The organism is Streptosporangium sp. NPDC001559, from assembly GCF_042893955.1.
GTDB lineage: Bacteria > Actinomycetota > Actinomycetes > Streptosporangiales > Streptosporangiaceae > Streptosporangium.
The window spans coordinates 112010-136810 of sequence record NZ_JBIAVG010000015.1; the positions used below are offsets into that span (position 1 = coordinate 112010).

Consider the following 24801-nt stretch of genomic DNA (forward strand, 5'->3'; position numbering starts at 1 on the left):
GGAACGGTGATCGAGCTGTGCGGGACTTCGAGGCCGAGTTGCGGGCCGTGGTCAGGAGCCGCTACCACGACCTGCACCCCTTCAACCAGCGCATGCACGCGGGGCTGCTGTCCGAACAGGAGCTACGCGGGTGGATACTCAACCGCTTCCACTACCAGCGGCACCTGCCGATCAAGGACGCGCTCATCCTGGCCAAGCTGGACCACCCTGACCTGCGCCGCCTGTGGATCCGCCGCGTCGTCGACCAGGACGGCGCCTCCGGCGGGGAGGGCGGCCTTGAGCGCTGGCTCCGCCTGGGTGAGGCGGCCGGGTGCGGCCGGGAGGAGATGTGGTCCGGCCGGGCGGTCCTGCCGGGGGTCCGGCTGGCCGTGGACGGATACGTGAACCTCTGCCGGCACGGCAGCGCGCTGGAGGCCGTGGCGGCCTCCCTCACGGAGCTCCTCGCCCCGGACCTGATGAAAACCCGGATCGCCGCGTTCGAGGAACACTACCCATGGATTGGCTCCGACGGGTTGCGGTACTTCCAGGTCCGCGTCGACCAGGGGCGTGAGGACGGCGAACAGGCGCTGCCGCTGGTGTTGTCCTGGGCCCGCGGCCCCACCGAACGGCAGGCGGCGATCAGGGCGCTGGAATACAAGTGTGAGGTGCTGTGGACGCTTCTGAACGCGGTCGAGCGGGCCTACCGATGACCTGGCGCCCGTCGCTGAGCCCGGGCGCGCTGCTACGGCACTGCCCGGTACGGCAGGCGGACCTGCTGATCGTGCCCGAACGGATCGTGGTGCTCAACGCCGAGGCGGCCGCCATCGTGGGACTGTGCGACGGGCACAACACCGTCGAGGAGATCACCGCACGATTCCCCTGTGAGGCCTTCGCCGACGTCACGGAGTTCCTCCAGGACGTGCGCGCCCAGGGATGGATCCGTTGAACGGGCCATGGGCCATGCTGGCCGAGGTGACCCACGGCTGCCCGCTGCGCTGCCCGTACTGCTCCAACCCCACCTCCCTGGTGACGAGGTCGGCGGAGCTGGACACCGCCACCTGGATTCGGGTCTTCGAGGAGGCCGCCGCGCTGGGCGTGGTCCACGCCCACCTGTCCGGAGGGGAACCGCTGCTCCGCGGCGACCTGGCCGAGATCGCCGCGGCGGCGGCCTCGGCGGGTGTCTACACCCAGCTCGTCACCAGCGGCGTCGGCCTCACCCGGGAGCGGCTGGCCGAACTCGTGCGGGCCGGGGTGCGCGGCGTCCAGCTGTCCACGCAGGCCGCCGACGCGGCGGCCTCCGACCGCGTCGCCGGCCGTCCGTCCTTCGCCGACAAGCGGCGGGCGGCGGCGCTGATCGTGGAGGCCGGTCTGCCGCTGGGCCTCAACGTCGTGCTGCACCGGCACAACCTGGACGCCGTCGATCAGATCGTGGAGCTGGGCATCGCCTGGGGGGCGCAGCGCATCGAACTGGCCAACGTCCAGTTCTACGGCTGGGGCCTGGTCAACCGGCGCGCCCTGATGCCCACGCGAGCCCAGCTCGCCGCGGCGAGGGAGAAGGTGGAGCGATGGCGCCGCCGCAGTGACCTCAAGCTGATCTGGGTGGTACCCGACTACTTCGACGGCACCGCCAAACCCTGCATGGGCGGCTGGGGGACGCTCTCCCTGACCGTCGCACCGGATGGGCGCGCGCTGCCGTGCCCGGCCGCCTACACCCTCCCCCTGCGTTCGCCCAACGTGCGCGAGCACAGCCTGGAGTGGATCTGGCGGGAGTCGGAGGCGTTCAACGCCTACCGCGGCACCTCCTGGATGTCCGAACCGTGCTCCGGCTGCCCTCTCAGGCACCGGGATTTCGGAGGCTGCCGCTGCCAGGCGTTCGCCCTGACCGGCGACGCGGGCCGTACCGACCCGGCCTGCTCCCTGTCGCCTGATCACCACATCGTCACCGACCTCACCACGGACCAGGACGACACGTTCGTCTACCGCTCCCACTCCCGCCGCGTCCACTGAAACGGCGGCCTCGCCGACCGCCGAACCCGCGAGGCGGCCGATCGACACGGCGGCACGGGTTCGTCGTTCCCGTGAGCCGTCAGGGCACGCCCGACGTGGCCCCCACCCCCGCTCCCAGGCTGGTCAGGAAGAAGCGGAAGGCGCGGCGCGTCGTCATCGATCCCGTCCGTTACGACGGTCATCCGGTGGTCACCGATCTCGATGCCTTCACCGCCGCGCCGGTCGACGGTGTCGGGCGTGCCAGGGCGTACGGCTGTGGCCCGCTCAGCCTGGCTCCCGCGCGTTCCATCCCCTCCTGAGGCCTCTCCTGAGGCTGCCGCGCAGGTGATCCAGGCCGGCTCGGATCTGGAAGGCCGTACCGGAGCGACCGGCTGGGGTCAGTCGCCGGTGAATTTTGGGGTTCTGCCCTCCTGGATGGAGGCGAAGCCCTCCCTCAGGTCCTGGGTGCCGAACATCAGTTGGTAGCCGCGGCGTTCCAGGGCTATTCCCGCCTCGAAGGAGGTGTCCAGGCCGAGGCGGACGACCTCCTTGATCTGCCGTACGGCCAGCCTGGGACGGGAGGCGATCAGGGCGGCCAGTTCCACGGCCCGGTCGACGGCGTTTCCCGCGACCACCTCGGAGACGTAGCCGAGCCGGTGGGCGTCGTCGGCGCTCATCGGGGCGCCGGTGAGCAGGGCGTACATCGCGTTCTGCCGTCCGATGGCCCTGGGCAGGCGCTGGGTGGCGCCGCCACCGGGGACCAGGCCGATGGTGACCTCGGTCTGGGCGAAGCGCGCGTTCTCCGAGGCGATGACGAAGTCGCACTGGAGGATGAACTCGTTGCCGCCGCCGAAGGCGTCGCCGTTCACGGCGGCGATCACCGGCTTGCCGCTGTACCAGAACGCCTGGTGGGTGTAGGCGCGGATCGCGCCGACCACGTCGCGTCCGGCCTGTTCGCCCAGGTCGGCGCCGACGGCGAAGACGGTGTCGCCGCCGGTCAGGACGATGGCGCCGACGTCGTCGTCCTTGTTGAGCTCCTCGACGGCCGCGGCGAGCAGTTCACGTACCTCGGTGTTGAGCGCGTTGCGCACCTCCGGCCGGTTGAGCCGGATGATCGCGACGCCGTCGCGAGGCCTTTCGATCTCGACAACTGCCATGGGTGACTCCTGGCCTTTCCTACGCCCGGCGAGGGCGTCAGTGATGGGACTCGAAGGTGTCCATGTTCGGGTTGTTCCTGAGCTTTCCGAAGATCTCGGAGCCGGTGTTGATCCAGTGCGGCGCCTCGGGCGTTCCGGCCTCTCCGTCGAGGTCGGCGACGCCGATGAAGCAGACCATGAACCAGATCAGTTCGGCGGCGAACATCTCCGGGTGTTCCTGTGGATCGCGTCCGCCGACCCTCCGGGACCACTCGGCCATGGCCGTGTCCAGGTCGATCCGGAAGCCGAGGGTGTCCTCGGGGACGTCGGTGTCGTGGAAGGTCACCAGGATCCGGTCCCTGCCGTCCTCGACCGTGTGCCGTACCTCCTCGAAGGTGAAGGCGGGCCAGAAGGGACGGTCGTGGAGGTACTCGTCCTCGGTCGGCGTGTGGGGGGCGCGGCGGTTGGTACGGTAGCGGTCGCTCAGCAGCGACCACATGTTGTCCCGGATCACCTCGGGCAACGCCCGGTCACCGGTGGATTCGCCGTTCACCGTGCGTACACCTCCTCACTCGTCGTCTCCCCTTCGGGAGAACCCCCTGCCGGAGAACCCCCGGCCGGTGAGTCCCCGGTCGGTGAGTCCCCGGTCGGTGAACCCCCCGCTGAAGGGGCTTCGGCCAGTTCGGCCTGGATGCGGGCCTTCATCCGCATCACCGCGCGGGGCGCGTTGACGCCCGCCGCGGCGACGATCCGGCCCGCACGGAGGTAGGTCACGAACGGGTACCCGCCCGTCCCGGCCTCCTCGACGTGGACCTCGTCGTGACCACGGGCGTGGCCGACCATCTGGTACTTGAGGCCGTACTGGTCGGACCAGAAGTAGGGCACGTCCGCGAAGGCGGGCGGCCGCCTGTCCTCCTGGTCGGCCAGCCAGCTCTCCACGGCGTGCCGTGCCTGGGCCGAGGCGTTGCTCCAGTGCTCGACCCGCATCCGGTGCCCGAACAGGGGGTGCCGCCAGTTGGCGACGTCCCCCGCGGCGAGGACGTTGGGCCGCGCGGTGCGCAGCGTCTCGTCACAGCCGAGGCCGTCGGACAGGTCGAGGCCGCAGCCGTCCAGCCAGTCGCAGGAGGTCACCGCGCCGAGCCCCAGGACGACCATGTCGGCCGTGCTCTCCCGCCCGTCGTCGTAGGTCAGCGTGACCGGTCCCCGCGGCCCGGCCGCCGACAGACCGGTGACGGTCGTGCCGAGGCGGGTGGTGACGCCGTTGGCGTGGTGCTGCTCCAGGCAGAACCGGCCGAGTTCGGCGCCGAAGACGGCCTCCATGGGCAGTTGTCCCTGCACGATCAGTTCGACCGGCAGTTCGCAGGAGCGCAGGGAGGCGGCCATCTCGCTGCCGACCAGCCCCGCGCCGACGACCACGGTGCGGGGCCGTACGGCCAGCCGTTCCTTGATCCGTTCGGCGTCGGCGAGGGTGCGCAGGCTGTGCACGCCGGGCAGCCCGGCGAACGCCCTGGGCACCCTGGCGTTGGTCCCGGTGCAGACGAACAGGGCGTCGAAGGAGACCCACTCCTCCGCCGGAGCCGAAGAGGTGACCAGGACCCGGTCGGCGTGCGGGTCGAGCCGCGCGCAGACCGCGCCGTCCATGATCCGCGTTCGCGGACCGTACGGCCGTTGCACGGGCAGCCGGATCGTCTCCGCGGTGACCTTGCCCTGGATGAGTTCCTTGGACAGCGCGGGCCGGGAGTAGGGGGCCGTGCCCTCCTGGCCCCGTACCCAGACGATCCGCCCGGCGAAGCCGCGCCGTTCGAGTTCGGTGACCACGGTGTGACCGGCGAGGGAGCCGCCGGCCACCACGATGGTCTGTGAGGTGTCGCCCACCACGGTCGATCACTCCTCCAGGGACAGGGCGAGGACCGGGCAGGAGGTGACCGACTGCCGGACCTGGGCCTGGATGGCCGGGTCGTTGGGGATCTCGTCCACGATGTGCAGGTTCAGGTCGTCGTCGATGTCGAAGACCTCGGGGGCGATGCCCATGCACACGCCGTTACCGTCGCACAGGGTGCGGTCGACAGAGAGTTTCACGGTGTTTCCTCACTCAGGAGTTCAGCGGGTGGCCGAGGGTTCTGGGGCGCCTTCGACCAGGTCCACGTAGTCCTGGTAGCGCTTCAGCAGCCACTGGTTGAACTGCAGGAGCGACTCCTCCTGGAAGGAGTAGCGGCCGGGACGGCGGAAGCGGGAACGCATGCCCTTCTGCAGGGAGGCGTCCGAGCTGGCGTCCTGCTGGTGGAAGAGGACGAGGCCGTCCTGGGCGATCTTGTAGAGCTGTTCGAACCGCGGGTGCTTGGTGGACTCCTCCGGGTAGAGGTGGCCGATGCGCAGGTTCATGTGCTCGGGCCCGGCGGGCAGGACGAGGTAGTAGAACAGGCCCTCCGGCACCGCCCCGAAGCCGAGGTTCGGCGGGATCGAGGCGAAGATGACCTGGTTGCGCTCCTTCTCACCGAGGGTCGGGATGATCGGCAGCAGCGCCTTGGTGGTCGGGTTGAACCCGGCGTCCGCGTGGTAGAAGCCGGTCGGGTGGTAGATCGCGCCCTCGTCGGGGCTGATCTCCACGAAGCTGGTCAGCCTGACGTGCGCGAAGTCGTGCAGCATGCCGTGGAGATAGGCGCTGTGGTACGGCTCGATGCCGTTCTCCAGCTGGGACTTCCAGTTCCAGGGGTTGTCGCGCAGTTCGGCCACCGGCATGCTCACCATGTCGCCGATGTGGTAGTTCTCCAGCTCGGCGGTCAGCTTGGTGAGGGTGGGCGCGAGGGGTTTCGCGTTCGGGTCGAGATTGGTGAAGACGAAGCCGTTCCAGATCTCGACCCGGTGCGAGGGGAGGTAGGCCTCTCCCTTGAGGTTCTTGAGGCCGACGGTGTCGTTCATGGAGGGCGCCGCGATGAGGTTGCCGTCCAGCCCGTAGGTCCAGGCGTGGAAGGGACAGCGGAAGAGCCTGCCGGTGTTCCCCGACCCCTCGCACACCAGGTGGGCCCGGTGCGCGCAGATGGGGCTGAGGACCCGGATCTCCATGTCCTTGCCACGGACCATCATCAGGGGCTCGTCGCCCATGTCGACGCGGACGAAGTCGCCGGGCTTCGGGATCTCGTCGACGCGGCCGAGGCACAGCCACTGCCGCATGAAGATGGCCTCCTGCTCGAAGGCGTAGAACTCCGGATCGACGTAGCACTCCCGGGGGAGGTTCCACCCGGTGGCCATGTCGTGGGAGCCGTCCTCGATGACCTTGAGGATTCGCCGGAGGTTCGCTGAGACGGGCGCCTGACCCATGACGTGGTGCTCCTTAGATACGTGTGTGCTGACGCCGGGGTGCGGGACTCAGGCCGTGCCCTCCTGGGCTTCGGCGAGTTCCGGTGCCTCGGCGGGCGGTTCTTCCCCGCGGGTCTCCCCGCGGACGAACAGGTGGTTGAAGAGCAGGTTGAGCAGCAGCGCCACCAACACGGTGGCCGTGATCGCGCTGCCGAGGATGAACTGGGTGTCCTGGCTGAACTTCTGGTAGATCGTGGGCACCACGACCGGCAGCATGCCGACGCCGAGTGCCACGGCGACGATGAGCAGGTTCTGGTTGCCCTCGTACTCGACCTTCTGGAGCATCTGGATGCCCACGGCCGCCGTCATCGCGAACATCACCAGGCCGGCGCCGCCGATCACGGGTCCGGGCAGGCTGGCGACGAGTTCGCCGAGCTTGGGAATGGCTCCCATGATCACCAGCAGGATTCCGGTGACCGTGATGACGTAGCGGCTCTTGATCTTGGTGAGGCTGATCAGGCCCACGTTCTGACCGAAGGTGGAGTCCGGTACGGAGTTCATGAACCCGGCCAGCAGGGAGGACAGGCCGTCGGTGGCCAGGCCCCTGGCCATGTCCTTGTCGGTGACCTTCTTGCCGACTGCGTCCCCGATGGCCAGGACGCAGGCGGTCATCTCGCTGAAGACGACCAGCATGGCCACGCACATCGCGATGATTGGAACGATCCGGAACTCCGGCGCGCCGAACTGCAGCGGGGTGGAGAAGCCGAACCACTTGGCCCCGGCGACGGAGGAGAAGTCCGCCAGGCCCATGAACCAGGAGATCACCGCGCCGATGGCGAGTCCGAAGAGGACGGAGACGTTGCGGACGAACCCGCCGAAGATCCGGTTCACCAGGATGATGATCGCCACGACGCCGAAGGCCAGCAGGATGTACCGCACGCTCGCGTAGTCCGCCGCGGCCGGGTCGGAGCCGATGATGAGGTCCGCGCTCACCTTGATCAGCGACAACCCGATGATCGTGATCACACAGCCGGTGACCAGGGACGGGAAGTACCGCAGCACCTTGGAGAACGGTCTGGCGACCAGGATGCCGAAGACGCCCGCGGCGATCATCGAGCCGTACATGGTCGGCAGGCCGTACTCGGAGCCGATCAGGATCATCGGGGTGAGGAAGGTGAACGAGGCTCCCGCGACCACCGGCATCCGGATGCCGAAGAAGCGGGTCAGGCCGACGCTCTGGATGATGGTCGCGATTCCGGCCACCAGAAGGTCGGCGTTGACGATCAGCGCGATGGTGTGGGTGTCGAGTTTGAGCACCGCTCCGAGCACGAGCGGGACGGCCACGCAGCCCGCGTACATGATCAACATGTGCTGCAGGCCGAAGAAGAACAACTGGGGGATGGGCAGGACTTCGTCTACCGGATGGCGGTCCGAAGCCGTTGACTGGGGTGCGCGGACGGTAGGTGACACGACGGTCTCCTGGGCACTGAGTGGAACGCGCCCTGGTCCCTCCGGCGGCGTCGACGTGGCCATGATCCGGAGCTATGGGCAGACGTGTTCGATGCCCGCCTGAGCGGGAATCCTCGCTGGTCCGACGGCCGGGGTGGTCCGTCAGAGCGCCGTTACAGTGGGTATCCGGTTAGCGGTATATGGAGATTAAGCGCGACCTATACCAGTGTCAACGACTTGTTTTCCTGCGGACCACTTCTTAGGATTCTGTATACCGTATCCCTAATCGACCCCTCTGAGCGGAGGCACAGTGCAGCCGACCGCCCGGCGGATAGGCATGATCGCCCCGTCTTCCAACACCGTCGTCGAACCCGTCACCGGCGCCCTGCTGGCCGCGAGGAACGACGTCTCGGTCCACTTCACCCGGATCAGGGTGACGAGCATCAGCCTCGATCCGGCCGACACCCGCCAGTTCGACCAGGACACCTTCACCGACGCCGCCGGACTCCTCGGTGACGCCCGCGTGGACGTCGTCGCCTGGAACGGCACCTCGGGCTCGTGGCTCGGCCCCGGCCGTGACGAACGCCTGTGCCGCGCCATGGAGGAGGTCGCCGGCGTCCCCGCGACCACCTCGACCCTGGCCATGCTCGCGGCGCTGCGGGCCTTCGGGTCCGAACGTCCCGGCCTGCTCACGCCGTACACACCGGACGTCGGGGAGGCCATCGCCGTGAACTACGCCGAGCAGGGCCTCCCCGTGCGGGCGGCCCGCCACCTCGGCCGCACCACCAACTACGACTTCGCGCTGATCGGCGACGCCGAACTCGACGCGGCCTTCGACGCGCTCGCCGCCGCGGGCTGCGACGCGGTCGCGGTGGTGTGCACCAACGTGCGCGCCGCGCACCTGGCCGCCCGCTGGGAGGCCGGGCACGGCGTCCCGGTGGTGGACAGCGTCGCGGCGACCCTGTGGCGGGCCCTCGCCCTGGCCGGGGACACCACTCCGATCACCGGGTACGGCGAGCTGCTCGCCGCGCAGAGATGAGGAAAGGTATGGCCAAGGACATAAAGATCCTCGTGGGGGTCGACGTCGACGCGGTCGCCGGCTGGCTCGGCTCCTACGGCGGCGAGGACTCCCCCAACGACATCCAGCGCGGCGTGTTCGCCGGTGAGGTCGGCACCCCGCGCCTGCTCCAGCTCTTCGAGCGGTACGGCCTGCGGACGACCTGGTTCATCCCGGGCCACTCCATCGAGACCTTCCCCACCGAGATGGCGGCCGTCGCCGAGGCGGGGCACGAGATCGGGGCGCACGGCTACTCCCACGAGAACCCCATCGACATGACCCCCGACCAGGAGCGGGACGTGCTCGGCCGCTGCGTCGAGCTGGTCGAACGCCTGTGGGGACGGCCGCCGCGCGGTTACGTCGCCCCCTGGTGGGAGATGAGCCCCAACACCGCGGGCCTGCTCAAGGAGTTCGGCTTCTCCTACGACCACTCGCAGAACTACAACGACTTCCACCCCTTCTACGCCCGGGTCGGCGACGAATGGACGAAGATCGACTACACCGGACGGGCCGCCGACTGGATGAGACCCCTCAAACACGGCACCGAGGTGGACCTCGTCGAGTTCTGCGGCAACTGGTACGTCGACGACCTGCCGCCGATGATGTTCGTCAAGAAGTCCGCCAACAGCCACGGTTTCGTCAGCCCCCGCGACGTCGAGCAGCTGTGGCGCGACCAGTTCGACTGGGTCTACCGTGAGCTGGACTACGCGGTGTTCCCCATGACGCTCCACCCCGACGTCTCCGGACGGCCCCAGGTGCTGATGATGCTGGAACGGCTCTTCGACGACTGGCTCGACCTTCCCGGGGTCGAGTTCACCACCTTCGACGCGGCGGCCGACGACTTCCGGCGGCGTTATCCTTTCGAGGAGACCGAGCGTCCGGCGCCCGTCGGCGACGGTCCCGGGCCGAGACGGAACACCGGGGAGACGACCCTGTGAGCAGGCAGCCGGACGTGCCGGGTTCCTTCGACATCGACGCCGACTACAAGCCGCTCAGGGACCGCGTCCGCGACGAGCTGCGTCAGCGGATCATCGACGACGTCTACCCCGCGGGCACCCGGCTCGTCGAGACCGAGATCGCGGCCCAGCTCGGCGTCTCCAGGCTTCCGGTGCGCGAGGCGATCCGGGCGCTGGAGACCGAAGGGTTCGTCAGGACGGTCCCCCGCAGGGGCGCGGTCGTCGTCGAGCTGTCCGAGCAGGACGTCGAGGAGCTGTTCGACGTCAGGGAGGCCCTTGAGGTCCTGGCCAGTCAGCAGGCGGCGACCCGGGCGACCAAGGCCGAGCTGCGGCGGGTCCGCAACGCCCTGGCCAGGGGCCGCAAGGCACTCGACGCCGGAGACCGGGTGGCCCTCGGCGAGGCCAACGAGGCCTTCCACGACGAGATCCTGAAGCTGTCCCACAACGTCCTCCTGCAGACCGTGCTCGAACCCCTCCAGGGACGTCTGCACTGGCTGCTGCGCCAGACCGGCGACCCGCACGACCTGTTCGAGGAGCACTCCGCCTGGTTCGAGGCGATCGCCTCCGGCTCCCCCGACCTGGCCGCCGAGCACGCGCGCAGGCACGCCCGGCTGAACCGGGAGATCGTACGGAGGCTCCTGGCCGAGCGGCACCACGCCCCCTCCGTCTAGGCCTGTTCCGAGAAACCCGCACAGCGTTTCCCCCACGGCGAGCGACCCCGCCGTGCCTTCGCCTTCCCACATATCAGGAGCACCGCCATGTCCGATCCGACCCGGGCGACACTCGACGCCCTGAACGACACCGACGTCCGCCTGCGTCGCGTCTGCAAGGCCCGCGACGCCACCGACCAGGTCGGGCCACGGCACTTCCTGCACGCGGGACCGCCGATCGCCCTGGCCGACATCCCCGGCCCCATGCGGGGCGGGATCATCGCGGGTCTGCTCCTGGAGAAGGAGGCCGGGTCCGTCGCCGAGGCCGAGGCGATCATCGACCACGGCGAGGTGAGCATCAGCCCCTGCCACGACGCCGGCGCCGTGGGGGCCATGGCCGGGATCGTCACCCCCGACACCCCCGTCGTGGTCGCCGAGACCGCCGAGGGGCTGCGGACGTTCTCCCCCCTGAACGAGGGCATCGGCGGGGCCATGCGCTACGGGTCGTACGACGAGGTGACGCTGGCGCGGCTGCGCTGGCTCGGCGACGTGCTCGCCCCCGCCCTCGACGAGGCCGTGGCGAACTCCGAGCCGCTCGACCTCCTCGCCCTGGTCGCCGAGGGGCTGCGCCGGGGCGACGACTGCCACAACCGGCTGGTGGCCACCAGCGCGGCCCTGCTGGTCACGCTCACCCCCGGCCTGCTGCGCTCCCGCCTCGACCGGGAGGACCTGGCGGAGGTCGTGGCGTTCGTCGCGGGCAACGGGCACTTCGCGCTGCCCTTCGCTATCTCGGCGGCCAAGGCGGTCACGCTGACCGCGAGCGGCGTCACGGGCAGCCCGATCGTCACGACCATGGCGGGCAACGGGCGGGAGTTCGGCATCCGCGTCAGCGGCCTCGGCGACCGCTGGTTCACCGTGCCCTCGCCGGTCGGCGACCCGGTCCTCGTCGAAGGGGCGACCCTCGACGACGTCACCCCGACCATGGGCGACTCGATGATCGCCGAGACCGCGGGCTTCGGCGCCCTCGCGATGACCGCCGCCCCCGCGATCATGTCCTTCGTCGGCGGCGACATGGCCCTGGCCCAGGGGATCACCCGGCGCATGCGGACCCTGTGCGCCGGGACGAGCAGGCGGCTCCTCATCCCGGCCGAGGACTTCCTGGGCACCCCGCTCGGCATCGACGTGCACCGGGTGCGCGCCCTCGGCGTCGAACCCGTCATCAACAACGGCCTCGCCCACCGGGAGCCGGGACGCGGCCGGGTCGGCGCCGGGATCACCTCGATCCCCATCGAACCGTTCGTCGCGGCCAGCGAGGCGCTCACGGAAGAAACGGAGCGGCGCAGGTGAGCCTCCCTTCCTTCACCCCCGCGGACCTGGAGACCGTCGCGGGCCGGTGGAACCTCGACCCCGGACTGGTCGGCAGGCTCGGCCCGGCGATCGACCGGATGCGCGACGCCTACGGCCGCGTACGGGACCTGGCGACCGAGGATCGTGCCTCCAGGGCCCCTGAACCGCCGCCCGTCGCGGTCACCCGGGTGCCGCGCGGCCCGGACAACCCGCACGGTGCCTGGCTGTACCGGATCGACGACCCCGGAGCGCCGGGAACCGGGCCGCTGGCCGGGCGGACGGTGACCGTCAAGGAGTCCATCGCGGTGCGCGGGGTGCCGATGACCCTGGGCAGCCGCCTCATGGCCGGTTTCGTCCCCGGCTCCGACTCGGTGGTCGTCGGCCGGATGCGCGACGCCGGGGCGGTCGTCGTCGGCACGTCGGTCTGCGAGGACCTGTGCTACTCCGGGTCGAGCTTCACCAGCGCGCACGGCCCGGTGGGCAACCCCTGGGACCCGCGCCGCTCGGCGGGCGGCTCGTCGAGCGGCGCCGCGGTCCTGGTCGCCACCGGGCAGGCCGACTACGGCGTCGGCACCGACCACGGCGGCTCGGTCCGCAACCCCGCCGCCTGGTGCGGCGTCCTCGGACTCAAGCCGACCTATGGGATCGTCGACTACGACGGCGCCATGCCGACCGAGCGCACGCTCGACCACATCGGCGTGCTGACCAGGGACGCCGCCGGCCTCGTCGCCTTCCTTGAGGCCGCGGCCGTGCCGGGGCCGTACGCCGAGGGGTATGCCGAAGAGGTGGCCGGGCTGCGGGCCGGGGTCCTCACCGAGGGGTTCGGCTGGCCGGGCCGTTCCGACCCGCGCCTGGACGACGTGGTCCGCGGGGCCGCGCGGGCGCTGGAGAAACTGGGGCTGACCGTGTCAGATGTCTCGGTGCCGCTGCACCGGTACGGCAGGGACATCCACCTGCCCATCTCGATCGAGGGCGGCCTGACCACCGTCTTCGAGTCACGGCTGCAGGGCAACAACCACCAGGGGCCCTACCACCCGAACTTCGGGGAGACCTTCGGCGAGGCCGTCGCCAACCGTCCTGAGGACATCCCGGTCGGCGGGGTGCTGGCGCTCGTCGGCGCCACCCTGCTGCGGGACGCCACCCACGGCAAGATCATGGCCTACGCCCAGCAGCTGCGCCGGACGCTGCGCGAGCAGGTGGACCGCGCGCTGCGGGAGGTCGACCTCCTCGTCCTGCCGAGTGTCCCGATGCCGCCGCACCCGCTGCCCGCCGACCCGCGCGAGGCGGTGATCGAGACCGACCTCCCCTTCGAGATGCACGACAACAACTGCGTCTTCAACCTCACCGGGCACCCGGCGCTCAGCGTCCCGTGCGGATTCGTCGACGGGCTGCCGGTCGGCATGCTGCTGGTCGGACGGCCCGGCGCGGACGCCCGCCTGGCCCGGGTCGCGGCCGAGTTCGCCGAACGCGTCTTCCGCTGTCCCATGCCGCCGCACCACGAAACCGTCGGGAGCCAACGATGACCGAGCAGGCACTGAACGTCTTCGGCGAGCCGCTGGAGGCCTGCGGCTTCGACCCGATCACCGGCTACCGCCGCGACGGCTACTGCCACACCGGCCCCGACAACCCCAAGGGGCACACCGTCTGCGCGATCGTCGACGAGGGCTTCATCGCCTTCCAGTCCACGGTGGACAACGACATCGCGACCCCCCGGCCCGACCTGGCCTTCCCCGGGCTGAAGCCGGGTGACCACTGGTGCGTGATCGCCGCCAAGTGGTACGAGGCCTACCTGGCGGGCCACGCCTGCCCGGTGAACCTCGCGGCGACCAACGTCAGGGCCATGGAGGTGATCCCCCGCGAGGTCCTGATGGAGTACGGCGTGGACCTCCGCGCCTCGGACGGACGAACCCCGGACACGCCGTGAGCCGCTGGAACGCGCTGCGCGCCTACGCCGCCCTGCCCGCGACCACCGGCCCGTGGTACCTGGCGATCACCCTGCTCGGCCGCATCCCCGCCTCCATGGGCCAGCTCGGCTCGCTGCTGCTGGTCAGCGGGGCGACCGGGTCGCTGGCGCTGGGCGGCGCCACGGCCTCGGCCTTCGCGATCGGGCAGGCCGCCGGTGGGCCGCTCATCGGCAAGTCCGCCGACCGGTACGGCCACCGGCCGACCGGGCTGGTCGCCGCGCTGCTGCACGCCGCCGCCCTCGTCCTGCTGGTGGTGTGCGTCGAACAGGACGCGCCCACCTGGGCCGCGCTGGCCTCCGCGGTGGTCGCGGGCTCCGCCGTACCGCAGGTGGGGCCGCTGTCCAGGGCCCGCTGGACCGCGCTGGTCCATCGCGGGAGGCTGTCCCTGAACCGCTTCCCCACCGCGATGAGCTTCGAGGGGACGAGCGACGAGTTCGCCTTCGTCCTCGGCCCCGCCCTGGTCGGCATCATCGCGACGGTCACCTCCCCCCGTACGGCGGTGCTCATGGCGGCGGCGCTCACCGCCACGGCCTGTGTGGCCTTCGCCCTGCACCCGACGGCGACCGTGGTCACCCGGCACGAGGATCGAGACGGGGCCGCCACGGCCCCGGTGCGGCGTGTCCCGGTGTTCCTGCTCGCCGCCGGACTGACCGGTCTCGGGTGCTACTTCGGCTCGGTGCAGGCCGGTGTCACCTGGCGCGCGGTCGACGCGGGCTCGGAGGGGGCCGCCGGGCTGATCTACGCGATCCTCGGGCTGAGCAGCGCCCTGGCCGGGGTGTTCGTCCCGATGCTGCCCGCCTCCTTCCCGCTCGCCCGCAGACTCCAGGCGGGTTTCGCGCTGCTGGCCGTACTCAGTCTGCCGCTGGCGATCGTCGGCGGGCTGAACATCGGCGGGCTGTGGCCGCTGGGCCTGCTGATCGTGCTGCCCGGCGTCACCATCGCCCCGATCCTCGTCACCGCCTACACCCAGGCCGAGATGACGGTCCCGGTGCAGCGGATCTCGTGGGTCATGACCGTGCTGACCTCCTCCGTCGTCATCGGTTACGCGATCGGCGCCTTCCTGTCCGGCACCCTCGCCGACCGGTACGGCCCGCTGGCGGCCTTCCTGGTCGCGCTGGGCGCGGCCTGCGTCGGCGTCGCGGCCAGCGGCTTCGGCCGACGACGCCTGGCGGCCCTGCGCCCTGGGTAGTGACGGCCCCCGCCTCAAGGTCAGCGAGGCTCGGCCGTGGCGAGGCCGGATTCGATCAGGACGCCGGAACGCGCGTGCCGGTGGGCGGGAAGCGAACAGTGCACGGACGGGTGGGCGGCCAGATGGGCCAGCCGGCACCGTGACCGCTCCCCCACCGGCGTGTAGACGACCAGCCGGGCCTCGGGCGCGCCCACCACCATGAGCGTGGTGGTGGTCAGTCGTATCTCACCGACCTCCTCGTAGTGGAGCACCTTGACATGCGGGCCTGGTTCGGCGACGTCGTGTGTGCTCCACATGCGGGCGAACGCGGGGCTTTCCACCGACAACCGGTGGACGAACCCCGTCCAGGCGGGTTCGGTCAGATGGCGGCCGAAGGCGGCACGCAGCATGGCCACCATGGGCCTGACCTCGGCGACGGGGTCGACGAACGGGTTACAGCAGGGCGGGCTGGTGAAGTGCTCCCAGATGGCGTTGCGCGACTCGGGCGCCGCGGTCGTGAAGGCGGGGAACAGCCCTCTGAACGTGGTGTTCCATGCGAGGAGGTCGAAGCGGCTGGAGTACACCGCCGCGGCCAGCGGATCGAGCGTGTCGAGGATGAGCTGAACCTGAGGGTCGAGTGTGCCGTGTTCCTCCAAGGGAGGCAGCGCGGGCACACCGGCGAGCCGGTACAGGTGATCCCGCTCGGCGTGGTCCAGGCGGAGCGTGCGGGCGATCGCGTCGAGCACGGCGACGCTGGGGTTGATCGGCCGACCTTGTTCCAGCCATGTGTACCAGGTCACCCCCACCCCGGCCAGCAGGGCCACCTCCTCCCGGCGCAGACCGGGCGTGCGACGCCGTATCCCCGGGGCGAGACCCACGTCATCAGGAGTGATGCGATCGCGCCGGCTGCGCAGGAACGTCGCCAGCTCACTGCGGCGCCGGGCCCGGTTGCTCTTCGACGACACCTCTCCATCCTGCCCCGGCCCCGATCCTCGTTGCCAGGTGGTCCCGCTACCAGGATGGGCACGCTCTGCCGCGGCACCCGGAGCCCGCCCACGCTCGGAGTCCATGACCACCTCCACCTCACCGTCCTCGGCCAGGGCGGGCAGGACCGGCGGGCTGCTCGCCGTAATCCTCCTCGGCCAGTTCATGGCCATTCTGGACGCCACCATCGTGACCGTCGCGGCCCCGGCCATCCGCGCCGGCCTGGGAAGCTCGGGCGCCGAGCTGCAACTCGTCGTGGCCGGTCACACGATCGTGTACGCCATGCTGCTCATCACCGGGGCACGGCTGGGCCGTAGGTTCGGCCATCGGCGGCTGTTCCAGGCCGGACTCGTCCTCTTCACCGTCGCCTCACTCGCCTGCGGGCTGGCGGCGACCACCGCCCAACTGATCGCCTTCCGTCTCTTCCAGGGAGCGGGAGCGGCACTGCTCGTGCCGCAGGTGCTCAGCCTGATCCAGCTCACCATCGGCGGCGCCGCCCGTGTCAGGGCCTTCAGCGTCTACTCCACGGTGCTCTCCGGCGCGGCGGTCGCCGGCCAGGTCCTCGGAGGAGTCCTGACCAGTGCCGACATCGCGGGCACCGGGTGGCGTCCGATCTTCCTGGTGAACGTGCCCATCGGGCTCGTGTTGCTGGCGGCGGGGGCACGGCTGCTGCCTGCCGACCATCCTGACGCCACCACCGGGCTCGATCTTCCCGGCCTGCTGACGCTCTCTCCCGCCGTACTGCTGCTGGTGGCCCCGCTGGTGCTCGGCCACGAACTCGGCCAGCCCGGGTGGGGTTGGGCGATGCTCGCCGGTAGCGCCGTCCTGGCCGTCGCCTTCGTCGCCACCCAGCGCCGCGCGGCGGCCCCGCTGGTGCCCGCCCGCGTGCTTCGGGCCCCCGGTCTGGCCCTCTCCGCCGCCTCGATCTTCTCGATGATGGCCGGCTACGCCGGTTTCCTGTTCACCATGGCGCTGTACCTCCACGACGGCCTCGGCCTGTCCCCGCTGCGATCGAGTCTCGCCTTCGTGCTGTCCTCGGTGGGCTTCGGTACGGCCAGCCTGAACTGGCGGCGCGTCCCCGCCCGGTTCCACCACCGCATGGTCCCGGTCGGGCTGACGCTGTCGGCCGCGGGTTACCTCGCGGTGGCCGTCATCGTCGCGCACCTGGGTTCGCCCGGCCCTCTCTACCAGGTCGCCGTCGTGGTGTCCGGCATCGGTATGGGCCTGGCCTTCAGCCCCACCCTCAACGCGGCGCTGCGTCATGTCGCGCCCGCGGACGCGGCGAACGCGAGCGGAATCATGTCGACGGTCACCCAGCTCGGCCAGGTCGTCGGGGTCTCGGGGCTGGGAACCGTGTTCCTGTCCCTTTCGTCCAGATCTGTCGCGACCGCCGCGACCGCCGCGAACCTCGGTGTCGCCGCACTGGTGCTGCTGTCCGCGATGTTCGCCGCCTTCCTGCCCCGCCGGTGACGGACCTTCCACAGGTGTGTCCAGGCCGGCTTCGCTCGGCCGGTGCGGTGGTCTCCGTGGTGGTCTGAGATGATCTGTCGCCATGGGGCCGTTCTCGGCGGTGAGGTGGGTACGCGCGACGGGGTTCGCCGCCACCTGCGCCGCCCTGGCCGTGCTCGGTCACCTGCTCGGCGGCGGATCCTTCGACCCGGCGGCGGCCGTCGGCGGCGTCCTGCTGCTGGTGCCGGTCGCGCTGGCGCTCACCGGACGTGAGCGGACCTTCGGCGCCATCCTTCCCGCGACCGGCCTGTCGCAGGTCGTCCTGCACGCCCTGCTCTCCTACGGCGAGCCGCAGGCGGCGGTGCCGCACCACACGACGGGCACACCCCCCGGGCAGATGGGCCACATGGCCACCTCGGCCCTGGGCATGCCGCTGATGCACCTGGCGAGCGTGGTGGCGACCTCGGTGTGGCTGCGCTGGGCCGAGGAGAACCTGTGCGCCCTCGCCGGGCAGCTGGCCGGGCACGTGCTGCGGCGCCTGCTGGTCCTGCTGATCCTGACGCCCCCGGAACCGTACGGCCCGGTCACCGTCCCGGTGGCCGAGGAGATCGGGGCTCCCCGAGCCCGCACCCTGCTGAGACATGCCCTCGTGCGCAGAGGGCCCCCGGGAGCGCGCGCCGCGTCCGTCGCGGCCCTCTGACATCCGGCGACCGCACCGGACGGCCCGTCACGGCCGCCCGGCACGGTCCCGCGCGCCGGTGCGCACCTTTTCCTCCCCGTACGGCTCCCGCCTGCGGTGTATCCGCGGCTTCCCGTACGGCTGCCGTACTTCCTCTGTGCCTCCTCTGTGCCTCCTCCGTGCTTATTCCGTACGGCCTCCGTGCTTCCTCAAGGTGCCCCGGCGCGCGTTCTCCCCTCGGCAGAAAGCGCGAACACCCATGTCCTTCGACCGTCTCACCAGACCACTGGCCGCCGTACTCGCGACGGCCCTGACCCTCACGGGCTGCGGCGCCCAGGGCGAAGACCCGGCCGCCGCGGGACCCCAGGTCACCGAGGCTCCCGGCCCCACGAAATACCCGTTGACCCTCGACAACTGCGGCATGCGGATCACCTTCCAGGCTCCGCCACGGCGCGTGCTGATCCTCAACGGGACGAGCGTCGGCGAGGCGGAGAGCTTCGTCCTGCTCGGCCTGGAGCGGAACGTCCTGGCCAACGCGCAGAGCTACGGCGTCTCCGACGACCCGTCGATGGCCGGCAGGGTCGGGGCGCTGCCGACCGGCGGGCTGACCATGAACAAGAACTTCGACGTACCCGCCGAGCAGGTGCTCAATCTCAAGCCGGACCTGGTCGTCTCCACCTGGTCCGGCGGGTTCGAGGCCAGGAACGGCTTCGCCACCCGCGAGCAGCTCGCCGCCGCCGGGATCACCTCACTCGTCAACCCGGTCAACTGCGCCATGGGCAAACCCGACGCGACACCGGAGGAGAAACTCGCCTACCGGGGCCAGTCCATCGGCTCCACCTTCGAGTTCGTCGGCCTGCTCGGCAGGATCTTCGACGTCCAGGAACGGGCGCGGGACCTGGTCGGACGGCTGCGCTCCCGGGTCGAGGCCGTACGGGCGCGGGTCTCCGGCCGCCCCGCCAGGAGGGTGCTCATCGCCTACCCCGGGATGTCCATGATGAACGCCAACGGCCTGCCCGCCGTGATGACCGGGGGCATCTACGACGACGTGATCAAGGCGGCCGGGGGCGTCAACGTCTTCGCCGGTCAGACCGCCGACATGACGCGCACGCTCAACAAGGAGCAACTGGCCGTCGCCCCGGTCGACGTCCTGGTCGTCGGCCTGTTCGGCCCCCGGGAGGACGGCGAGCGGGAGGCGGCCAGGCTGTTCGCCGCCTACCCGCAGTGGCCCGCGTCCCGGTCGAGGAGCTACGCCGTGGTCTCCGACGGCGCCTACCTCGGCCCGCTCAACGCCTGGGCCGTGGAGAAGATCTCCCGGGTGGTGCACCCCGGTGGCTGATCTCGGAACCCCCGCGAAGAGCCGTCCGCACCTGATCTCAGGACCGGCGACCGGGGTGCTGCTGGCCGTACTGGCGACGGCCCTGGTCACGGCCCTGGTGCTCGGGGTCTCCGTCGGCTCCGTCACGCTGCCCTTCGGCCAGGTCTGGCAGGTGGTCTGGGCGCACCTGTCCGGCCACGGCGACCAGGCCGACCCGGCGCTCGGACAGGTCGTCTGGGAGATCCGTACGCCACGGGCCCTGCTGGCCGCGCTCGCCGGGGCGGGCCTGGCGGTGGCCGGGGTGGCGCTGCAGGCGTTGGTCCGCAACCCGCTCGCCGACCCCTACGTGCTCGGTGTCTCGTCCGCGGCCTCCCTCGGCGCCGTGCTGGTGCCCGCCCTCGGTGGTACGGCACTGGCCGGGCTGGCCGGCTCGCTCGGCGTCACCGGCGCCGCCTTCTTCGCCGCGATGGCCTCGGCGCTGGTGGTCTACGTGCTGGCCCAGCGCTCCGGGCGGCTGCTCGACTCCTGGCTGGTGCTGAGCGGGGTCGCCGTCGGATACCTCTGCACCGCGGCCACCACCTTCGTCCAGCTCCAGCTCAACCCGACGGAGCTGCAGGGGATGATGTTCTGGCTGATGGGCAGCGTCGCCGGGGCCTCCTGGGACGACCTCGGGGTGCCCGCCCTGGTCATCGTGGCCTGCGTGGCGTGGCTGCTGGCCCAGGCCCGCGCGCTCAACGCCCTGCTGGCCGGGGAGGACGCGGCCATCGCCGTCGGCGTTCCGGTGGCCGCGCAGCGCGTCGGACTGCTGCTGGTCGGGTCGCTGCTCACGGCGACCGTGGTCAGCGTGGTCGGCGGCATCGGATTCGTCGGGCTGATGATCCCGCACGGCACCAGGTTCGTCGTGGGGGCCGACCACCGCCGTGTGCTGCCGACGTCCCTGCTGTCGGGGGCGTTGTTCCTGGTGCTGGTCGATCTGGCGGCCAGGATCGTCGACCGCCCCAACGAACTGCCCGTCGGCGTGTTCACCACCGGGTTCGGCGTGCCGTTCTTCCTGTGGTTGCTGCGCCGCCGTACGAACGGAGGCTCCGATGCGTCTTGACCTGGCCGGGGTCAGCGCGCGCATCGACGCGCGCCCCATCGTCAGCGAGGTCGACCTGACCGCCGAGCCCGGCGAGTTCGTCGCGCTGGTCGGCCCGAACGGCAGCGGCAAGTCGACCCTGCTGCGCACCGTCTACCGGTCGCTGCGCCCCTCCGGCGGGGTGGTACGGCTGGACGGCGAGGACCTGTGGGGGATGCGGCCCCGGCAGGCGGCCCGGCGCCGTGCGGTACTGCCCCAGCACGGCCAGGCGGCCGACGGGTTCTCGGCCGAGGAGGTCGTCGCCGTCGGCAGGCACAGCCGCAGGAAACCGCTCGGCAGGGAGACGGCGGCCGACCGCGAGGCGGTCACGACCGCGTTGCGGCGGGTCGGCATGGACTGGGCCGCCGACCGGCTGATGACCACGCTGTCCGGAGGTGAGCGTCAGCGGGTCTTCCTGGCCCGCGCGCTGGCCCAGGAGGCGCCGCTGCTGGTCCTCGACGAACCGACCAACCACCTGGACGTCGGCTCCCAGCTGCTCCTGCTGGACCTGGTCCGTTCCCTCGGCCTGACGCTGCTCGCCGCCCTGCACGACCTCGACCAGGCGGCGGCCTACGCCGACCGGGTCGTGGTGCTCAGGCGGGGCCGCGTCGTGGGACACGGCCGACCGCTCGACGTGTTGACCCCGGCCTTCATCGAGGAGGTGTTCGGCGTGCGGGCGCACGTCGGCCCCCACCCGCTGACCGGCCGCCCGCACATCGCCGTGGCCTCCCGGCAGGGGTAGGCCGACGGGAGCCCGTGGGGTGGTCGTCCGGCCGTGGCCCCACGGGTTCCCACAGTGGTTTCGTCAGGTTCGGGACGGTCGCGGCCTCGACCATGGCTTCGGTCACGGCTCAGAGCGGTCCGGTGGCCTCGGCCATGGCTTCGGTCGCGGCCCGGGTGGGTCTGGTGGCGGGTTCGGGGTGGTTCGTCAGCCGGTTCGCCAGAGCCGGATGGTTCTGTCGATGCCGCCGCTGGCGAGGATGTCGCCGTCCGGGCTGAACGCCAGTGAGGTGACGCCACCGGTGTGGCCGGTGAGCGGCGCCCCCTTGGGCTTGTGGGTCTTGGTGTCCCACAGCTGAATCCTGCCGTCGCCGGTGCCGACCGCCAGGGTCCTCGCCTTGGGGTGGTAGGCCACCGCGTTGACGGGGTTGCCGGTGCGCAGGGGAGGGTCCTCCGGACGGCCTCCGCCGTTCCCGTTCCACAGTGTGACGCCACCGGGGCTGTTGCCGAGGGCGATGATCCCCCGGCTGTTCACGGAGAGGGCGTTGACCGAGCTGATCCCGTTCACCGTCAGCAGACCCATCTTCTTGTGGGTCTCCACGTTCCAGAAACGCACGTGGTTGTCGCCGTAGGCGGTGAGCAGCACGGTCCCGTCGACGCCGAAACGCACGGCGTTCACGACCGCCGGACGGTCGGTGAGGACCGCGGCGGTGCTCCTGCTCGCCACGGTCCACAACCGGGCGGAACGGTCGGCTCCCCCGCTGGCCAGGCGACTCCCGTTGACGTTGAACGCCACCGAGTTCACCGCGCCGGTGTGGCCGGTCAGTACGGTGGTCGTGATCCCGTTGGCCACGTCCCACATCCGGACGGTGCCGTCGGCGCCCCCGCTGGCCAGGGTCCTCCAGTCGGGGCTGAACACCACCGAGTTCACCGCGCCCGCGTGCCCTGTCAGCACTGCGACGGCCCTTCCGTTCTCCGGGTTCCACAGCCGGACGCCGCCGTCGGCGCCTCCGCTGGCCAGCGTCCTCCCGTCCGGGCTGAACGCCACGGAGTTCACCGCACCCGTGTGACCCGCCAGGACGCTCCTGTCGACCGTCGGGGTCACGCTCGGACCCGGTGTGCTCGTGGGACCCGGTGTGCCCGCCGTACCGCCGTAGGAGCGTCTGACGACCTCGGCGACGCCGAAGGCCGTGGCGGTCGCGGCCACGCCGACGCCCGTGGCCAGGATGGCACGGCGCCTGATCCTGGGAGGCGGGACCTTCCTGGAGGGAGGGACCGGCCGGACGGACGATGACCTGTCGGCGGCCCGGTTGTGCACGAAGGGATGGTGGATCGCGGTGTCGGTGCCGCGCTGGTTGGGGGCGGGCAGCCCGCGTCCGCGCAGCCGTTGTCTCAGATGGGAGTAGATGTCGTTCATCGTCAGCCACTCGGGCCCGCCGGAGACTCCGGTGCGGACCAGGTCGAGAAGCTCGGCGGTGAAGGAGGTCGGAGTGTCCGCCTGCTGGTCGAGGGAGACGACGTGGGCGGTGTGGTCGCTGGCCGTGAGGGTGTAGGCGCCGTGGATGTCGGTGCTGTCCACGACGGTGCTGGAGAGAGCCTCGATGGCCCGGCCCGAGTAGCAGCAGTCCAGGATCACGATCTTCGTCCGGGCGGGGCTGTCCAGCAGGACCTCCCTGAGCCGCTCGAACTCCAGACCGGTGACGTCGGTGTCGGTGAAGTCGGTGTCCTTGAGGATCATGCACAGCTGCCCGCGCCGGGTGATGGTGCCGTGCCCGGCGAAGTAGACCAGCAGCACGCCGGTGGTCTCCTCGGCCACACGCCGCAGGTTCTGCACGAGCCTGCGCATGTCGCTGGGGTCCCGCCAGACCTCGACCTGTTCCTCGGGCCAGCCGCACAGTTCGGGATCGGTCAGGATCTCCGCCATTCCGCGCAGGCTGTTGGCCACCGCGGGAAGCTGGGGAAAGCGCCGGTCGGAGTATTCGGAGGTGCCGATGAGAACGGCCCGCGACCCTGAGCGGTCGTGGATGTCACCCCTCATCGCCGTCCCGCAGGATCTCCTTGTCGCCGTCCCGCAGGATCTCCTCAAGCAGCGACAGCACGGCGGTGTCCTTGACCCGCTGCGCGTTGAGCTCCACGGTCCCCGAGGGGGAGGTGACCGTGATGGTCACATCGGCGCGACGGGTCCGCAGCCACGTGGTCAGGGCCCTGACCAGGGCCATCCCGGCGCCGCTCGACCCGAGCGCGACGGCGAGCGTGTCGAGCACCCCGCCCAGCTCGCCCTCGGCCGGAGGACGCCGCACCACGCGCACCCCGCCTGTCAGGGCGCGTTCGGCGGACAGCCAACCGCGTAGCTCGGTGAACTCGGTGACCTCGTCGCCACCTGAGACCTGGACCAGGGCATCCATCGGCACCTCTGACTCGTCGGCCCTCCGGCCCGGCCGGGCGGAGGGACGCTCGACAACGCGCTGAATTATTTCAGGAAACGCCCCGGCCGTGAGGTTGGTTCCTCGCAGAGGAAAAAGAGATCGCTTTTATGCAGATCTCCATATTTGCCATTTTCATCGGTTTTTATTGATATGAAATATCCTGATATCACCCTCTTCGGTGAGTATCACCTGGTTGCTCAGCCATCGATCGCCCTCCGCTCACCCCGCGCTCAGTGCGAGCAGCACGTGTTCGTGCTCGCCGTACCGGACCGTGTCGACACGCCGGAACCCGCACCTCTCCAGCAGGCGCACCGAGGCCGTGTTGCCGCCGAACGGGTCGGCGTAGAGCGGGCGGACCTGCTCAAGGGCCAGGAAGAGGGTCAGCGCCTCGGTGCCGACGCCCCGGCCCCAGAACGGCCTGCCGAGGACATAACCGACGAAACGCCGGTCCTTGTCCCACCAGGAGCCGATGTTTCCCGCCACCTCGCCGTCCACGGTGACCGCCCGCACCAGGGCGGTCGGATCCCCCAGGACCCGTGTCCGCCAGTGGCGCATGAAGACCTCACGCTCCCTGGGGGTGAACGTCGAGCGCCTGACGTTTTCGGGGTCGTGTTCGTGCTCAAGGAACAGCTCCAGGTCGGACTCCACAACGGGCCGCAGCCGCACGTTTTCGCTCACGCCGTGATCCTCACACCGGCCACCGACATTTTTCCCTCAGGAACGGTGAGCGCGGCTACGCGCGTGACGTGAAGTGACGCGCGGTCAGGGCCATGGCACAGGCAACGGTGACCGCCCCCGCGGTGAGCCCCAGTGTGGTGCCCTCACCACCGTTGACCGTGTTGGAGACCACGTTGACCGTCGCGGTCACCGCGAGGAGTGCCCACAACAGAGCACGAGCGGGGTGCGAGCGCCTGCGGGGAGCCGGGAAATCGTTCATGCCGAAAACCCTAGGAACATCTCGTGACCTGGGTAATCCGGCTCTCCACCGACCTGGATTGGGGCTGGCAGGAGGGCCGGATGGTAGGGCTGCCCCCACCATCCCCGCCCGGTTCACGTCACGGCCGGCCCCGCGCCCAGCCTTCACCCGGCCCCCGCTCAGGTGCTCACTCCCCGGCCGGC

At 70.7% G+C, this 24801-nt stretch carries 27 protein-coding genes; 16 read left to right on the forward strand and 11 right to left on the reverse strand.

The features are described from left to right. Positions 1 to 17 precede the first annotated feature (17 nt). From pqqC to ACFYY8_RS30025, 4 genes are read left to right on the forward strand one after another with little or no spacing between them, the layout of a single operon-like run. Entirely contained in the window at positions 18 to 689 is a 672-nt protein-coding gene (pqqC, locus tag ACFYY8_RS30010) for a pyrroloquinoline-quinone synthase PqqC (protein WP_390046660.1), read from the forward strand. Next, entirely contained in the window at positions 686 to 925 is a 240-nt protein-coding gene (gene pqqD / locus ACFYY8_RS30015; protein ID WP_390046662.1) for a pyrroloquinoline quinone biosynthesis peptide chaperone PqqD, read from the forward strand. The genes pqqC and pqqD overlap by 4 nt, the downstream gene beginning before the upstream one ends. Continuing rightward, a complete protein-coding gene (gene pqqE, locus ACFYY8_RS30020; RefSeq protein WP_390046664.1) occupies positions 913 to 1986 on the forward strand; it encodes a pyrroloquinoline quinone biosynthesis protein PqqE in 1074 nt (357 codons plus the stop codon). The genes pqqD and pqqE overlap by 13 nt, the downstream gene beginning before the upstream one ends. Beyond that, on the forward strand, positions 1983 to 2285 hold the full coding sequence (locus ACFYY8_RS30025) for a type I-E CRISPR-associated protein Cas6/Cse3/CasE (RefSeq protein ID WP_390046887.1): 303 nt from the start codon (positions 1983 to 1985) through the stop codon (positions 2283 to 2285). Before pqqE ends, ACFYY8_RS30025 begins: the two co-directional genes overlap by 4 nt. A gap of 78 nt (positions 2286 to 2363) precedes the next feature. On the opposite strand, the gene ACFYY8_RS30030 is transcribed toward ACFYY8_RS30025, so the two are convergent. Genes ACFYY8_RS30030 through ACFYY8_RS30055 form a run of 6 tightly spaced genes read right to left on the reverse strand, consistent with a single transcriptional unit; the run spans position 2364 to position 7868 of the window. Next, on the reverse strand, positions 2364 to 3122 hold the full coding sequence (locus ACFYY8_RS30030; RefSeq protein WP_390046666.1) for an enoyl-CoA hydratase-related protein: 759 nt from the start codon (positions 3120 to 3122) through the stop codon (positions 2364 to 2366). 37 nt (positions 3123 to 3159) lie between these two features. After that, the gene (locus tag ACFYY8_RS30035) at positions 3160 to 3654 is read right to left on the reverse strand and encodes a hypothetical protein (RefSeq protein ID WP_390046668.1); all 495 of its coding nucleotides are present in this window, start codon (positions 3652 to 3654) and stop codon (positions 3160 to 3162) included. After that, complete coding sequence (locus ACFYY8_RS30040; protein ID WP_390046670.1) at positions 3651 to 4976, reverse strand: NAD(P)/FAD-dependent oxidoreductase; 1326 nt, start codon at positions 4974 to 4976, stop codon at positions 3651 to 3653. The genes ACFYY8_RS30035 and ACFYY8_RS30040 overlap by 4 nt, the downstream gene beginning before the upstream one ends. A gap of 9 nt (positions 4977 to 4985) precedes the next feature. Continuing rightward, complete coding sequence (locus tag ACFYY8_RS30045; RefSeq protein WP_390046672.1) at positions 4986 to 5180, reverse strand: ferredoxin; 195 nt, start codon at positions 5178 to 5180, stop codon at positions 4986 to 4988. Positions 5181 to 5201: 21 nt separating this feature from the next. Next, positions 5202 to 6419: an aromatic ring-hydroxylating dioxygenase subunit alpha gene (locus ACFYY8_RS30050; protein ID WP_352014383.1), complete on the reverse strand. Its 1218-nt coding sequence runs from the start codon at positions 6417 to 6419 to the stop codon at positions 5202 to 5204. Positions 6420 to 6467: 48 nt separating this feature from the next. Beyond that, positions 6468 to 7868: a nucleobase:cation symporter-2 family protein gene (locus ACFYY8_RS30055; RefSeq protein WP_390046674.1), complete on the reverse strand. Its 1401-nt coding sequence runs from the start codon at positions 7866 to 7868 to the stop codon at positions 6468 to 6470. A gap of 316 nt (positions 7869 to 8184) precedes the next feature. On the opposite strand from ACFYY8_RS30055, the gene ACFYY8_RS30060 reads away from it, so the two are divergent. From ACFYY8_RS30060 to ACFYY8_RS30090, 7 genes are all read left to right on the forward strand, one after another. Next, positions 8185 to 8886 (forward strand): aspartate/glutamate racemase family protein, encoded by a 702-nt coding sequence (locus tag ACFYY8_RS30060; RefSeq protein WP_390046676.1) that lies wholly within the window; start codon positions 8185 to 8187, stop codon positions 8884 to 8886. A gap of 8 nt (positions 8887 to 8894) precedes the next feature. After that, complete coding sequence (locus ACFYY8_RS30065) at positions 8895 to 9842, forward strand: polysaccharide deacetylase (protein ID WP_390046679.1); 948 nt, start codon at positions 8895 to 8897, stop codon at positions 9840 to 9842. Continuing rightward, entirely contained in the window at positions 9839 to 10531 is a 693-nt protein-coding gene (locus ACFYY8_RS30070; protein WP_390046681.1) for a GntR family transcriptional regulator, read from the forward strand. The genes ACFYY8_RS30065 and ACFYY8_RS30070 overlap by 4 nt, the downstream gene beginning before the upstream one ends. Positions 10532 to 10618: 87 nt before the next feature. Beyond that, positions 10619 to 11857, forward strand: coding sequence for a DUF1116 domain-containing protein (locus ACFYY8_RS30075; protein ID WP_390046683.1), 1239 nt, complete (start codon positions 10619 to 10621; stop codon positions 11855 to 11857). Then, complete coding sequence (locus ACFYY8_RS30080) at positions 11854 to 13380, forward strand: amidase family protein (protein ID WP_390046685.1); 1527 nt, start codon at positions 11854 to 11856, stop codon at positions 13378 to 13380. The genes ACFYY8_RS30075 and ACFYY8_RS30080 overlap by 4 nt, the downstream gene beginning before the upstream one ends. Beyond that, the gene (locus ACFYY8_RS30085) at positions 13377 to 13781 is read left to right on the forward strand and encodes a DUF2237 family protein (protein ID WP_390046687.1); all 405 of its coding nucleotides are present in this window, start codon (positions 13377 to 13379) and stop codon (positions 13779 to 13781) included. Before ACFYY8_RS30080 ends, ACFYY8_RS30085 begins: the two co-directional genes overlap by 4 nt. Then, complete coding sequence (locus tag ACFYY8_RS30090; RefSeq protein ID WP_390046689.1) at positions 13778 to 15010, forward strand: MFS transporter; 1233 nt, start codon at positions 13778 to 13780, stop codon at positions 15008 to 15010. The genes ACFYY8_RS30085 and ACFYY8_RS30090 overlap by 4 nt, the downstream gene beginning before the upstream one ends. A 20-nt stretch (positions 15011 to 15030) precedes the next feature. Here ACFYY8_RS30090 and ACFYY8_RS30095 read toward each other — a convergent pair whose 3' ends face one another. Continuing rightward, the gene (locus tag ACFYY8_RS30095; protein WP_362913613.1) at positions 15031 to 15954 is read right to left on the reverse strand and encodes a helix-turn-helix transcriptional regulator; all 924 of its coding nucleotides are present in this window, start codon (positions 15952 to 15954) and stop codon (positions 15031 to 15033) included. Positions 15955 to 16057: 103 nt separating this feature from the next. Here ACFYY8_RS30095 and ACFYY8_RS30100 point away from each other — a divergent pair, with 103 nt between their 5' ends. The 5 genes from ACFYY8_RS30100 to ACFYY8_RS30120 all read left to right on the forward strand — a co-directional run bounded on the left by ACFYY8_RS30100 (position 16058) and on the right by ACFYY8_RS30120 (position 21278). Further along, complete coding sequence (locus tag ACFYY8_RS30100; RefSeq protein ID WP_390046691.1) at positions 16058 to 17443, forward strand: MFS transporter; 1386 nt, start codon at positions 16058 to 16060, stop codon at positions 17441 to 17443. A gap of 82 nt (positions 17444 to 17525) precedes the next feature. Continuing rightward, positions 17526 to 18122, forward strand: coding sequence for a hypothetical protein (locus ACFYY8_RS30105; RefSeq protein ID WP_390046693.1), 597 nt, complete (start codon positions 17526 to 17528; stop codon positions 18120 to 18122). Positions 18123 to 18360: 238 nt separating this feature from the next. After that, positions 18361 to 19440, forward strand: a complete 1080-nt coding sequence (locus ACFYY8_RS30110; protein WP_390046695.1) for an ABC transporter substrate-binding protein — start codon at positions 18361 to 18363, stop codon at positions 19438 to 19440. After that, complete coding sequence (locus ACFYY8_RS30115; protein WP_390046697.1) at positions 19433 to 20518, forward strand: FecCD family ABC transporter permease; 1086 nt, start codon at positions 19433 to 19435, stop codon at positions 20516 to 20518. Before ACFYY8_RS30110 ends, ACFYY8_RS30115 begins: the two co-directional genes overlap by 8 nt. Next, entirely contained in the window at positions 20508 to 21278 is a 771-nt protein-coding gene (locus ACFYY8_RS30120) for an ABC transporter ATP-binding protein (protein ID WP_390046699.1), read from the forward strand. The genes ACFYY8_RS30115 and ACFYY8_RS30120 overlap by 11 nt, the downstream gene beginning before the upstream one ends. 186 nt (positions 21279 to 21464) lie before the next feature. On the opposite strand, the gene ACFYY8_RS30125 is transcribed toward ACFYY8_RS30120, so the two are convergent. The 4 genes from ACFYY8_RS30125 to ACFYY8_RS30140 form a co-directional block, all read right to left on the reverse strand. Beyond that, positions 21465 to 23294 carry a caspase family protein gene (locus ACFYY8_RS30125; RefSeq protein ID WP_390046701.1) on the reverse strand — a complete coding sequence of 610 codons (1830 nt, stop codon included), beginning with the start codon at positions 23292 to 23294 and terminating at the stop codon, positions 21465 to 21467. Continuing rightward, complete coding sequence (locus ACFYY8_RS30130) at positions 23284 to 23661, reverse strand: hypothetical protein (protein ID WP_390046703.1); 378 nt, start codon at positions 23659 to 23661, stop codon at positions 23284 to 23286. Before ACFYY8_RS30130 ends, ACFYY8_RS30125 begins: the two co-directional genes overlap by 11 nt. A gap of 240 nt (positions 23662 to 23901) precedes the next feature. Then, on the reverse strand, positions 23902 to 24360 hold the full coding sequence (locus tag ACFYY8_RS30135; protein ID WP_390046705.1) for a GNAT family N-acetyltransferase: 459 nt from the start codon (positions 24358 to 24360) through the stop codon (positions 23902 to 23904). A gap of 55 nt (positions 24361 to 24415) precedes the next feature. Further along, complete coding sequence (locus tag ACFYY8_RS30140; protein ID WP_390046707.1) at positions 24416 to 24619, reverse strand: hypothetical protein; 204 nt, start codon at positions 24617 to 24619, stop codon at positions 24416 to 24418. Positions 24620 to 24801: the final 182 nt, after the last annotated feature.